Source organism: Saccharothrix sp., from assembly GCF_031180885.1.
Taxonomy (GTDB): Bacteria; Actinomycetota; Actinomycetes; order Mycobacteriales; family Pseudonocardiaceae; genus Actinosynnema.
In genome coordinates this window covers 94,308-106,546 of record NZ_JAPSLK010000017.1, presented here as the reverse complement: position 1 = coordinate 106,546, position 12,239 = coordinate 94,308, and the positions used below count along the sequence as shown (strand labels likewise).

At 71.2% G+C, this 12,239-nt stretch carries 12 protein-coding genes; 5 read left to right on the top strand and 7 right to left on the bottom strand.

Going from position 1 to position 12,239, the window contains the following annotated elements:
* Nucleotides 1-81: 81 nt before the first annotated feature.
* Genes RIN75_RS21230 through RIN75_RS21220 form a run of 3 tightly spaced genes read left to right on the top strand, consistent with a single transcriptional unit; the run spans nt 82 to nt 3,187 of the window.
* Nucleotides 82-864: an IclR family transcriptional regulator gene (locus RIN75_RS21230; RefSeq protein ID WP_309113728.1), complete on the top strand. Its 783-nt coding sequence runs from the start codon at nt 82-84 to the stop codon at nt 862-864.
* Nucleotides 865-884: 20 nt separating this feature from the next.
* Entirely contained in the window at nt 885-1,697 is an 813-nt protein-coding gene (locus tag RIN75_RS21225) for an NAD(P)-dependent oxidoreductase (protein ID WP_309113727.1), read from the top strand.
* The gene (locus RIN75_RS21220; protein ID WP_309113726.1) at nt 1,694-3,187 is read left to right on the top strand and encodes an aldehyde dehydrogenase (NADP(+)); all 1,494 of its coding nucleotides are present in this window, start codon (nt 1,694-1,696) and stop codon (nt 3,185-3,187) included. The genes RIN75_RS21225 and RIN75_RS21220 overlap by 4 nt, the downstream gene beginning before the upstream one ends.
* Nucleotides 3,188-3,322: 135 nt before the next feature.
* Here the strand turns inward: RIN75_RS21220 and RIN75_RS21215 are convergent, their stop codons facing one another.
* The 4 genes from RIN75_RS21215 to RIN75_RS21200 all read right to left on the bottom strand — a co-directional run bounded on the left by RIN75_RS21215 (nt 3,323) and on the right by RIN75_RS21200 (nt 7,643).
* Nucleotides 3,323-3,967: a hypothetical protein gene (locus RIN75_RS21215; RefSeq protein WP_309113725.1), complete on the bottom strand. Its 645-nt coding sequence runs from the start codon at nt 3,965-3,967 to the stop codon at nt 3,323-3,325.
* Between the two features lie 100 nt (nt 3,968-4,067).
* Complete coding sequence (locus tag RIN75_RS21210) at nt 4,068-5,102, bottom strand: acyl-CoA dehydrogenase family protein (protein ID WP_309113724.1); 1,035 nt, start codon at nt 5,100-5,102, stop codon at nt 4,068-4,070.
* Nucleotides 5,103-5,112: 10 nt separating this feature from the next.
* Nucleotides 5,113-6,654: an aldehyde dehydrogenase family protein gene (locus RIN75_RS21205; protein WP_309113723.1), complete on the bottom strand. Its 1,542-nt coding sequence runs from the start codon at nt 6,652-6,654 to the stop codon at nt 5,113-5,115.
* Between the two features lie 11 nt (nt 6,655-6,665).
* Nucleotides 6,666-7,643 carry a 2-dehydropantoate 2-reductase gene (locus RIN75_RS21200; RefSeq protein ID WP_309113722.1) on the bottom strand — a complete coding sequence of 326 codons (978 nt, stop codon included), beginning with the start codon at nt 7,641-7,643 and terminating at the stop codon, nt 6,666-6,668.
* A gap of 632 nt (nt 7,644-8,275) precedes the next feature.
* Between RIN75_RS21200 and RIN75_RS21195 the strand changes: the two genes are divergently transcribed.
* Together RIN75_RS21195 and RIN75_RS21190 are read left to right on the top strand one after the other, a co-directional pair.
* The gene (locus tag RIN75_RS21195) at nt 8,276-9,004 is read left to right on the top strand and encodes a GntR family transcriptional regulator (protein WP_309113721.1); all 729 of its coding nucleotides are present in this window, start codon (nt 8,276-8,278) and stop codon (nt 9,002-9,004) included.
* Nucleotides 9,005-9,117: 113 nt separating this feature from the next.
* Nucleotides 9,118-9,291, top strand: a complete 174-nt coding sequence (locus tag RIN75_RS21190) for a hypothetical protein (RefSeq protein ID WP_309113720.1) — start codon at nt 9,118-9,120, stop codon at nt 9,289-9,291.
* Nucleotides 9,292-9,333: 42 nt separating this feature from the next.
* Here RIN75_RS21190 and RIN75_RS21185 read toward each other — a convergent pair whose 3' ends face one another.
* Genes RIN75_RS21185 through RIN75_RS21175 form a run of 3 tightly spaced genes read right to left on the bottom strand, consistent with a single transcriptional unit; the run spans nt 9,334 to nt 12,225 of the window.
* Nucleotides 9,334-10,326 carry a TerC/Alx family metal homeostasis membrane protein gene (locus RIN75_RS21185; protein WP_309113719.1) on the bottom strand — a complete coding sequence of 331 codons (993 nt, stop codon included), beginning with the start codon at nt 10,324-10,326 and terminating at the stop codon, nt 9,334-9,336.
* Nucleotides 10,327-10,330: 4 nt separating this feature from the next.
* Nucleotides 10,331-10,819, bottom strand: a complete 489-nt coding sequence (locus RIN75_RS21180; RefSeq protein ID WP_309113718.1) for a hypothetical protein — start codon at nt 10,817-10,819, stop codon at nt 10,331-10,333.
* Nucleotides 10,819-12,225: an Nramp family divalent metal transporter gene (locus RIN75_RS21175; RefSeq protein WP_309113717.1), complete on the bottom strand. Its 1,407-nt coding sequence runs from the start codon at nt 12,223-12,225 to the stop codon at nt 10,819-10,821. The genes RIN75_RS21180 and RIN75_RS21175 overlap by 1 nt, the downstream gene beginning before the upstream one ends.
* Between the last annotated feature and the right edge of the window lie 14 nt (nt 12,226-12,239).

Below are 12,239 nucleotides of genomic sequence, written 5' to 3'. Positions count from 1 at the left end.
TGTGAACGTGATGGGCGGACTGTAAGAATCGCCACTGCGACGTGTCAAGAAGCGCGTCTCAGTACTCACCGGGGAGGACAGGTGACTGGTCCCGCGTCACCCGCACGGCCGAACGCGGTCAAATCGGCCGACCGGACGGTGGAGTTGCTGGAGGTGCTGTCGGCGTCGGAGCGCCCGCTGACGCTGACCGAACTGCACCGCGAGCTGAGCTACCCCAAGTCGAGCCTCTACATGCTGTTGCAGACGCTCGTCGCGCGCGGCTGGGTCGAGCTGGACACCACCCGCGGCACCTACGGCATCGGCGTGCGCGCCCTGCTCGTCGGCACCTCGTACCTGGACCACGACCCGGTCGTGCAGGTCGCGATCCGGGTCATGGAGCAGGTCCGCCGGGAGATCAACGAGACGGTCCACCTGGCCCGCCTCGACGGCTCCGACGTGGTCTACCTGGCCAGCCGGGAGTCCGAGCACCACCTCCGGGTCGTCTCGCGCGTGGGTCGCCGCCTGCCCGCGCACTCGACGTCCCTGGGCAAGGCGCTGCTGGCGGCCCGCACGCCGCAGGAGGTGGACGCGATCCTGCCGGTCAGGCTGGAGCCGCTGACGCCGAACACGGTGGTGGACCGGGGCGCGCTGCACGCCCAGTTGGCCGGGTTCCGGTCCGTGGGCTACGCCCACGAACGCGAGGAGAACACGCCCGGTCTGGGCTGTTTCGCGGTCGCGCTGCCCTATCGGTCGCCGGTTCTGGACGCGATGAGCTGTTCGGTGCCTTTGGGGCGGCTCACGCCGGAGCACGAGAAGCAGGTTGTGGACGCGCTTTTGCACGGCGCTCGAACGATTACCGAGCTGCTGAGGCAGTTCGGCCGCTGAATTCCGGCGAGAGGATTCCAGTGACTTCACGCATTTTGATCACCGGTTCCGCCGGTGGGGTGGGCACTTTGATGCGCACCCGGCTCGCCGCGCCCGGCCGAGTGCTGCGGCTGCTGGACATCGGCGAGCAGCCGCCGGCCGCCGAGGGCGAGGCCGTCGAGGTGGTGCGGGCCTCGGTGACCGACCAGGCCGCGATGGACGCCGCGTGCGAGGGCGTCGACGCGGTGATCCACCTGGGCGGGCACAGCCTGGAACAGCCGTGGGCGCAGATCCTCGACGTGAACATCAACGGCACGCACGTGGTGCTGGAGGCCGCGCGGCGCAACGGGGTCAACCGGGTGGTCCTGGCCAGCTCCAACCACGCCGTGGGCTTCTACGAGCGGTCGTCGGGCGAGGCGGGCGACTACCTGTTCCCGCAGCCGGACACCTACTACGGCGTGAGCAAGGTGGCGTTGGAGGCGCTGGGCAGCCTGTACGCGAGCCGGTACGGCATGGACGTCATCGCCGTGCGCATCGGGTCGTGCTTCGAACGGCCCAAGGACGCCCGGATGCTGTCCACCTGGCTGTCACCGGACGACGGCGCACGGCTGTTCGAGGCGTGCCTGTCCGCGCCGTCGCCGGGCTTCCGGGTGGTGTGGGGCGTCTCGGACAACACGCGGCGCTGGTTCTCCCTGGACGAGGCCCGCGCGCTGGGGTACGAGTCGAAGGACGACTCCGAGGTGTTCGCGGCGGACGTCCCCGAGGGCGACCCCGACTCGTTGGCGCACAAGTACCTGGGCGGCACCTGGTGCGGCCCGGAGTTCGACACGGCTGTGAAGGAGGCGGGTCGGTGACCGTCGTGCAGGGCTACGACCCCCGGACCGGCGAGCCGTTCGGGGAGCCGGTCCCGGCCACCACCGACGACCAGGTCGACGTGCTGGCGCGGGCCGCCGCGGACGCGTTCCCGGCCTGGTCGGCGCTGCCCGCGGCGGAGCGGGCGGACGTGCTGGAACGGGTGGCCGACGCGCTGGACGCGTCCGCCGAGACCCTGGTCGCGGTGGCGGACGCGGAGACGGCGCTGGGCGTGCCCCGGCTGTCCGGCGAGCTGAAGCGGACCACCAACCAGCTGCGGCTGTTCGGGCAGGTGCTGCGGGAGGGCGGTTACGTCGAGGCGGTGCTGGACTCGGCGGACCCGGACACCGTCCCGCCCCGGCCGGTGCTGCGGCGGATGCTCCGTCCACTCGGGACGGTCTCGGTCTTCTCCGCGTCGAACTTCCCGTTCGCGTTCTCGGTCGCGGGCGGGGACACGGCGTCCGCGCTGGCCGCCGGGTGCCCGGTGATCGTGAAGGCGCACTCGGCGCACCCCGGGACGTCCCAGGAGACCGCGCGCGTGGTGGCTTCCGTGGTGCCGGACGGGGTGTTCGGGATCGTCTACGGCACCGAGGCGGGCGTGACGCTGATCAAGCACCCGGCGGTGAAGGCGGTCGGGTTCACCGGGTCGACCGGCGGCGGGCGGGCGTTGTTCGACATCGCGCAGGGGCGGCCGGACCCGATCCCGTTCTACGGCGAGCTGGGCAGCGTGAACCCGGCCGTGGTGCTGCCGGGTGCGGCGGCGACCCGGGCGGAGGAGGTGGCGACCGGGTTCGCCGGGTCGCTCACCATGGGCGTGGGGCAGTTCTGCACCAACCCGGGGCTGCTGTTCGCGCCGGAGTCCCTGGTGCCGGCGCTGGCGTCCGCGGTCGACGGGACGACCGGTGGCGCGATGCTCAACGAGCGGATGTCGGACTCCTACCGGTCGGGCACCGAGGAGCTGGCCGCGTCCGGGCTGGCCAAGCAGGTCGCCGCCGGTAGCGCGCCGGAGGAGGGGTTCACGGCCGCGCCGAAGCTGTTCGAGGTGCCGCTGGACGTGTTCGCCGAGAACCTGGAGAAGCTGACCGAGGAGCACTTCGGGCCGGCCGGGATCGTCGTCACCTACACCGACCCCGAGGCCCTGCTGGAGGTGCTGCCCCGGCTGCCCGGCACGCTCACCGGCACCGTGCACGCCTCGAACGACGAGCACGGGCTGGCCGGGGCGGTCGCGTCCGCGCTGGCCGGGGTCGCCGGGCGGCTGATCTTCAACGGCTGGCCGACCGGGGTGGCGGTGGCGTGGGGCATGCACCACGGCGGCCCGTGGCCCGCCACCACCAACCCGCTGCACACGTCGGTCGGCGCGACCTCGATCCGGCGGTGGCTGGCCCCGGTGACCTACCAGTCGTGGCCGGACGCCCTGCTGCCGGCGGAGCTGCGGGCGGACAACCCGCTGGGCATCCCGCGCCGGGTGGACGGCGTGCTGGGCGTGCACTGACCGGGCCGGTCCGTGCCGGCGTGCACCGACCGGGCCGTCAGCCCGCTCCACCGGAATTGTCGGTGTCGCGTGAGATGATCGTTCCGGGGCCGGAGGCCGCGCCCGGCGTGCGCAGACAGGGCCGGTGCGGGCGCGTCAGGACGGCGAGCCCGCACCACCCCACGGACCCGGCGGGTACGGCGGTTCGGGCGGCAGGATCGAGTGCTTGAACCGCCAGGTCGTGCCAAGTCTGCCGGCGAAGCACTGGCCCTTGGCGTACTGCCGCAACCCGCTGCCGTCGCCCGGCGGGTCGGGGTAGTACCACCCGTCCTGCCAGGCGGTGCCGTTCGGGCAGTTCTGCGCCATGCCCGGTCTCCTTTCACAGTCCGCACGCCGGCGGGTCCGGCGGGTAGTCGTCGATCGCGCCGGCTTTGAGCGCCTGGTCGAAGTCGACCGTGGCGCCGGTGAAGTCCGCGTCCCGGACGTACGCGCCCGCGAGGTTCGCCCGTCGAGGTCGGCGCCCGCGAGGACCGCCCGGTGCGACGCCGAGTCCCGCGCGATCTGCTCCAACGCGTGCACCGCGCCGAGCCGCACCTCGAACCGGCCGTGGGCGAGCTGCTCGACCGCCTTGCTGTACCGGTCGGTGACCTGCCCGCGCTCGGCGATCTCGACCTGGTCCCGCGTGGCCCGCAGCGACAGCGCGGTGAACACCTCCGCCCCCACCGCCGCCAACGCGGACACCAGGGCCGAGACCTGCCCCCAGTCCCGGCGCCGCCCACGCCTCCCCCGCCCGGTCGCCACTCACCCCACTATCGGTGCCGGTTCTCGGGCAAGCGCCGCCCATCACCCGGCCGGGTAACGAAAACCGCACTCCCGGGTAGCCGCCCGGCACGCTCGGTGCCTACGCGCCCAGGCGTTCGCCTCGCGCGATGAACTCGACCACCGCGTCCGCCGTCGGGGCCATCGCGCACAGCGCCCGCGCGTCGCGGAACCGGCGCTCCAAGCCCAGTTCACCGTCGAAAGCGGCGTCCCCGCAGGTCTTGACCGCCAGATCTGTCACCGCCGTCACGGCCTCCGCCGACGCCACCGCCAACTGGCCCAGCTTCCGCCGCGCCCGTTCCGGCTCCCACCCCACCGCCGCCACCGCGTCGGCGTGCAGGACCCGCACCGCGTCCGCCCGCAACCGCATCCGGACGACGGACGCCCGAGGGGCCGCCGCCCGTTCCGCCGCCTCGATCGCCCCTTCCATGATCCCGAGCCCGACCGACGCGCCCAGCACCACGTGCCACGGCAGCACGCGGTGCACGAGAGCGTCGAACCCGTCACCCAGCGCGCAGTCCGCCGGCACCTGCGCGGGGTCGGCCCACACGGTGGTGGAAGCGTTGCCGCGCAAGCCGATCCCCTGCCGGCTCACCGGCACCAGCAGCCCCGGCGCGTTGCCCGGCACGAGCCACAGCGCCGTCCGCCCGCGACCGTCCAGCGCCGACCACAGGTAGCTGTCCGCCTCCGCCGCCGACACCACACCGCTCTTGCGGTCCCGCAGGTCGACCACCGTCCCGCGTTGGACCGCCGTGCCGGCCGGACTCAGGAACCACCCGTCCGCCCCGAACACCGCAAGTGAGGCCAGATGCCGCCCAGACGCCAACTCGCCCCGGAAACCCCGGTCCGCCAACCGATCCAACGCCGCAGCGGCCGCGAAATGGGACTGCAACACGGTTCCCGTGCTGGCACACGCCCGCGCGAACCGCTCCACGACCCAACTCGCCTCCGCCAACCCGTGCCCGCCCCCGCCGACCCCACGCGACATGGTCAGCCCGAGCACCCCGTGGCACGCCCGCACCGCCTCGCGCGGGAACCGGCCGTCCCGGTCGACCTCCGCCGCCCGGGGCTCGACCACGGTGCGGACGATCCGCTGGACGGTGGCGCGGTAGGACATCACGGCCTCCTCAGGTCGGTGGGTACAGCGAGTAGGACGGGAAGTTGCCGTACAGGCGTTCGCCGGGCGGCCCTTCGGTGACCGCGTGCACCAGCAGCGCCCCGCCGACGAACGCACCGCGCCACGACGCGCCCCGCCCGCCGAACACCTCGTCGCGGTCACCGCGCGACCGCGGGGCGTTGATGCCGACCTTGAACGCGTTGACGTCGGCGGCGAGCCGGCGTGCGGTGGACTCGTCGTCGCAGGACAGCGAGGCGACCAGTGCGCCGTTGCTGGCGTTCATGGCGGCCAGGAGTTCGGCCTCGGTGTCGACCAGGACGACCGTGTCGACCGGTCCGAACGGCTCGGCGTGGTGCAGCGGGCTCGACGGCGGCGGCGCGAGCAGGGCGACCGGGGCGAAGTAGGCGGAGGTGTCCTGGTCGGGCAGGAAACGCCCGTCGGTCAACGATCCCCGGTACAGCGGCACCCCGCCCTTGCCGATCGCCTCCTCGACCGCGTCCGCCAGTTCCTTCGCCTTGGCGTCGGTGATGAGCGGGCCGAAGTCCAGTTCCGGCAACGGATCATCGGCGTGGTCGACCGCCAACGGGTGCCCGAACCGCAGTTCCCGCAACGACTCCAGGTAGACGGCTAGGAATTCGTCGAACAGCTCGCGTTGCACCACGTACCTCGGGTAGGCCGTGCACCGCTGCTTGCCGTAGTCGAATGCCTTGCGCAGCTGGGGTTTCAGGTTGTCCCATTCGCTGAACTCCCAGACGCCCCAGGTGTTGAGGCCTTCTTGTTCGAGCACGTGTCGTTTGCTCGGGTCCAGCGCGGACACGATCTCGCCGCCCGCACCGCGTCCGCCGACGAACGACAGGCAGCCGATCTCCGGCGCGCCGACGAGCACCGGGGACAGCTCCCGACCGCTGCCGCTGACCAGGGTGAGCGGCAGGCCGTGGCGGACGGCGAGGGCGGTGGCCAGGGTCAGGCACGCGACGCCGCCGTCGGTGGGCGCCTTGGCGATGACCGCGTTGCCCGCCAGGGACTGCACGAGCATGGCGTGCATGAGGACGCTCATCGGGTAGTTCCAGCTGGCGATGTTGCTGACCGGGCCGTGCAGAGGGGTGCGGCCGGCCAGCATGGGGTCGATTTCCTCGACGTACCAACGAACTCCGTCGATGCACCGGTCGACGTCGGCGGTCGCTTGTTTCCAGGGCTTGCCGATCTCCCACACCAGCAGGAGGGCGAGCAGGTCCCGGTGCTCCCGCAGGTCGTCCAGGGCGGCACTCGTCTTGTTCCTGCGTTCCGCGAGTGCTGTTCTCCGCCACTTCTCGTGCTGTTCCGCGGCTTTCCGGGTCGCTTCGGCGGCTGTGACGGCGTCGACGCGAGGCGGTCCGGCGATGGTCGACCCGTCCACCGGCGAGGTGGCTTCCCCTGCCGTCCCGCTGCGCCGCCACCGCCCACCCACGTGGTTGAGCAACCGGTCGTCGTGGAAAGCCTCGGGCGCGACCCGCCGACACCGCTCGTACAGCTCCGGCCAGGACGTGCCCGGCTTCCGGATGGGTTGGTCCATTAGCGGTCCTTTCAGAGGGTGACTGCTTTGCGCGCCAACAGGTCCGTGGCCGCGTAGACGCTGCGCAGGGTGGGCGCGGCGACCCCGGTCAACCCCGCGATCTCGACGACCGCGCCGATGATGGCGTCGATCTCCAACGCCTTGCCCGCCTCCAGGTCCTGGAGCATGGAGGTCTTGTGGTCCCCGACCCGCCGAGCCCCGTCGATCCGCTTCTCGATGGACACCTTCGGTTCACACCCGACCGCGCGGGCGACGGCGATCGTCTCGGCCATCATGAGGGCGACGAGTTCACGGGTGTCGCGGTGGGCGCAGATCTCGGCCATGGTCGCGCGGGTGAGGGCGCTGAGTGGGTTGAAGGCGACGTTGCCCATGAGCTTGACCCAGATGTCCTCCCGGAGGTCCCGCTCGACCGGCGCCTTCAGGCCGCCCGCGATCATGGCTTCGCTGAGGAGTTTGACCCGTTCGGAGACTGTGCGGTTGGGCTCCCCGAGCGAGAACCGCGTGCCTTCGACGTGCCGGATGACACCGGGTGCTTCGATTTCGGTGGAGCAGTAGACGACACACCCGATCGCCCGCTGGGTTTCCAGGACGGCGGTGACCGAGCCTCGGGGGTCGACGGCTTCGATGCGGGTGCCTTCCAGGGGGTGGCCGGCGAGGCCGTGGAAGTACCACCAGGGGATGCCGTTCTGGGCGGCGACGATGGCGGTGTCCGGTCCGAGGAGCGGTTCGAGCAGGGGCCCGCAACTCGCGTACTGGTGGGCTTTCAGTCCGAGGAACACGAAGTCGACCGGGCCGACTTCGGTGGGGTCGGCGGTCGCGTGCGGCTTCGCGCTGAAGTCCCCGCGCGCACTGCGCACCCGAACCCCTTTGTGCTGCATGGCCTGAAGGTGCGCACCTCGAGCGATCAGATGAACTTCCGCGCCACCTCGGTGCAGCGCAGCGCCGACGTAGGCCCCGATGGCCCCGGCCCCGAGAACTGCGACTCTCATGACGTCCCTCGCCTTCGCGATAATTGCATACAGTATCCTGTCGACCGGCGGTAAGGCGATACCCCAACCGGGCCGAACGTGGCGGCGGCGGGCGGCGGCGGCAGCGGGTAGTGGCAGTGGCAGCGGGCAACGGCGGCTAGCGGCGACGGCGCGTGGCGGCGGGCAACGACGGCGGCGGGCAACGGCGGCTAGCGGCGACGGCGCGTGGCGGCGGGCAACGGCGGCTAGCGGCGACGGCGCGTGGCGGCGGGCAACGACGGCGGCGGGCAACGACGGCGGCGGGCAACGACGGCGGCGGGCAACGACGGCGGCGGGCAACGACGGCGGCGGGCAACGACGGCGGCGGGCAACGACGGCGGCGGGTGGCGGCGGCCAGCAGCAGCGGCGGCGGGCTGGCAGCGGCGACCCCCAGGGGCGGCGGCTGGGGCGGCGGGCGGGCGGCAGCGATGGGGGGGTTGGGGGTAGTAGCGGTGGCGGCGGGTAGTCGCCGCGATGACCGGCGGTGGGGTGTGGCGGTGGGTTGGGCGGCAGGCGCGGCAAGTGGCAGGTGAGGTAGGTGGCGATTGCTTTTTGTATGCCAAAATCTGTATGCTGAAAGCCGGGCATTCCCGACAACCCGCCTAGGAGGGCACGTGAGTCAGCCCAAGTCGCCGCCAACCAGTGCGGGGACCGCCGCTCGTCGTGCGGCTCGTGAGTCGCTCAGCGGGGCGGCCGCTCGGAAGGTCGAGAGGCCCGCTCCCCTGCGCCAAGCCGTGTACGACGCGCTCTTGGAGCTGATCGTCAACCGCACCCTCCAGCCCGGCCAACACCTCGTCGAGATCGACCTCGCCGAGCACCTCGGCGTCAGCCGCCAACCCGTCCGCGAAGCCCTCCAGCGACTCCAGACCGAAGGCTGGGTCGACCTTCGCCCCGCCCAGGGTGCCTTCGTCCACACCCCCACCGACGAGGAAGCCGACCAGCTCCTCGGCGTCCGCGGCGTCCTTGAGACCTACTCGGCCAAGCTCGCCGCCGAGCGCGCGACCCAGGCCGACGTCGACGACCTCCTCCGCCTCCACGCCAACGGCGTCAACGCCCTCAAGGACGAGGACGCCGAGCAGCTCGTCACCGCGAACGCCGCCTTCCACGCCCACATCACCAAGATCGCCGGCAACGCGGTCCTGGCCGAGATGATCGCGACCGTCGACCGCCGCGTCCGCTGGTACTACGCCCCCCTCGCCCTCACGAGGGGCAAGGACGCGTGGGACGAGCACGCCGCCCTCATCGAGGCCGTCAAGGCCAACGACGCCGAGACCGCCGGTCGCCTCATGGGCGAGCACACCGAGCGCACCCGTCAGGCCTACCAGCAGGCCACCGAGAACTGACCAGCCGCCGGCCACCCCGATGAGGTGATGGTGGCCACCTGGCCGACATTCTGTATACAAAAGTCTGTATTCTGCATGTGAAGCCCCCTAGCACACGAAGAGGTACCCGAACCATGTCCGCATGGCAGCAGCTCAAGCACGCCCTCACCCGTGACCACGGCTTCAGCGCCGACGGCCGCCGGATCGGCATCGGCCTGGCCGCCGCGCGGGAAGCCGAACGCCGGAACACCGTCACCGACATCGAGGACTTCCTCGACCGGCGCGACCAGGACAAGACCACCGTGTGATCGTCGGGCGGCGCCCCTCACCGCGCCGCCCGACGACCCAGGTCACGCGTCCGAGTCCGGCGGCTGCTCGGCGACAGCGACAACGGCCGCCGTCCCGGCCCGCGCCGAGGCCATCAGGCTCGCGACGGTCGTGACCAGCAGCACCACCAGGATGACCCCGAGCGACAGCAGGATCGGGATCTCCGGCGCCCACGGGACGCCGTGGTGGTGCAACGCCTCGAAGATGAGCTTGACCCCGATGAACGCCAAGATCACCGCAAGGCCCTTGCCCAGGTGGACCAACCGGTCCAGCAGCCCGCCCACCAGGAAGAACAGCTGGCGCAGACCCATCAGCGCGAACGCGTTCGCGGTCAGCACCAGGTAGGGCTCCTTGGTCAGGCCGAAGATCGCCGGGATCGAGTCCACCGCGAACAGCAAATCCGTGGTCCCGACCGCGATCATCACCACCAGCATCGGCGTGACCACCCGCTTGCCGGACACCACGGCCGTCAACCGCGCGCCGTGGTACGCCGGAGCGGTCGGCACCACGCGGCGGACCACGCGCAGCACCGCGTTCTCGTGGAACTCCGCGGCCTCGGAGTCGTCCTGCCGCAACAGCTTCCACGCGGTGAAGATCAGGAACGCCCCGAACACGTAGAACAGCCAGTCGAACCGCGAGATCGCCTCGGCGCCCAACGCGATGAACACCGCCCGCAGCACCAACGCCAGCACGACACCGATGATCAGCACCTTCTGCCGGTACTCCCGCGGCACCGCGAACCGCGTCATGATCAGCACGAACACGAACAGGTTGTCCACGCTCAGCGAGTACTCGGTGATCCACCCGGCGAAGAACTCGCCGCCGAACCGCGGCCCGGCGAACACCACCACGCCGAGCCCGAACAGCACCGCCAGCCCCACGTACACCGACACCGACAGCAGCGACTCGCGGAACGACGGCTCCCGCGGGTTCCGCGCCACCAGGTAGAAGTCGAACGCGATCACCAGCGCGATCGCGCCCATCGTCGTCAGCCACACCCAGGTGGGCAGCTGCATCTCGTCACCTCCGGGCCGCGCGGAGCACCCGGGCGTGCGCCGCGTACCGCTCGAACCACCGCTGTGCCAACGGGTTCCCCGAGCGCACCCGGTCCAGCCAGTGCGGCGCGATCCGCTCGTGCAGCCACAGGAACCCCAGCGACCACCCGAAGCTCACGATCCCCTGGTACGCCAGGAACCCGACCACGTCGTCCGGCAGCACCCGACCACCGAGCACCGCACCCGTGAACACCTCACCGACCAACCGCGCCAGGGGGAACCCCACCAGCCAGAACAACGCGACCGGCGCGAACACCCCCATCCGCACCCGCCCCGACCCCAGCAGCAGCCCCAAGACCCCGCCGAACACCCCCAACGGCACCGCCAACCCGAGCGAAACCGTTGCCGCCCAAGCGTAAGGCTGTCCGACAACCGCCGCCAGCACGCCGGCGACCAGCCCGCCGACCGCGCCGACCACCGCACCCGGCACCGCGAGTTCCAGCCGATCCCGCATCAGCTCACCACCACGCCGAACCGGACCAGGCTGTAGAGCAGCATCCCGAGGTAGAACACCGCGCCGAACCCGATGATCACGTTGGTCGCCAACCGCGGCCGGATCGGCTTGGGCAGCATCCTGTTGTTCACCAACAACAACACCACGCAGTACGCGCCCATCGCGAACGTCGACAGGAACGCCAGCACGTCCAGGATCGCCCCCGGACCGTCCGCCGGCCCGAACAACAGGACCAGGATGCCGAAAACGATGACACCCCACAGGAATCCCGCATAGAGGTGGGACATCCGGAACCGCTTCGCCCCGCGCACGAAGTGATACGTCATGTCCGCCTGACCCCGCGAGAACGAGTCGAACAACCCCAGCGTGGCGTTCAACCCGATCAACGCGATGAACCCGAGGAACACCATCCCCAACGCGGGACCACCGGCCGCCGCGAACGAGTCGGACATCGCGTTCAACGCCGCTTCCCGCTCACCGGACTCCAGCAGCGCCTTGACGTTCGGGCTCTGCCGGCTCGCCGCCTGCGCCAGCACCGTGAACGACACCGTCACCAGCATCGTCACGCCCCAGAACAACAGCAGCGCGTCGAACGTGACCCACCGCCGCCAGCCCTTCCACTTGCGCATCTCGTCGGCGTCGTCGGTGTCGAACATGAAGCCCCGCGAAGGCATCTGCTCTTCCTCGCCGGCGTGCCGGAGACCGCGCACGGCCGGGATGTGCGCGCCCATGCCCGCGCCGCTGTCGCGCAGGTGCAGCGTGTACCACATCTGCTGCATCCCCGACGGCCCGGCGAACGCGATGGACCCCACGACGATCGGGAACCACGTGGCCGACAACGCCTCCGACGGGAAGTAGCCGAAGTGGAACATGCCGGTGATCGTCGAGACGACGTCGGACCACGTGCCCACCATCGCGGCCACCACCGCCGTGCCGACCACCAGCAGGCCGATCAGCAGCGACAGCACGTTCTCCAGCAGGTTGTAGATCACCTTGGCCAGGCTGAACACCACCCCGACCAGGATCAGACCGACGCACGCCGAGACCGTCCACGGCACGCCGGTCATCTCCTCCAGCGCGGCGGCGCCCGCGGAGAGGTGGCCGGGCCAGATGTAGACCAGGATCGCGACGGTGAAGAAGAACCACATGATCGGCTTGAAGACGCGGGCCGCGCCGAAGAAGATGCTCTCGCCGGTGGCCATCGCGTAGCGGGCCATCTCCAGCATCACCACGGCTTGCAGCGTCACGCCGATCAGGAACAGCCACCGGATCTCGGGACCGAACAGCAGCACCAGGCGCGGCCACATGTAGGACTCGCCCATTCCCACGCCCAGCGCGACGAGGAACACCGTCGGGCCGAGGACGTGGACGGACGGTGGCGCGTCCGGCAGTTTCCGGATGGGCATCGGCTCCAGCCGGC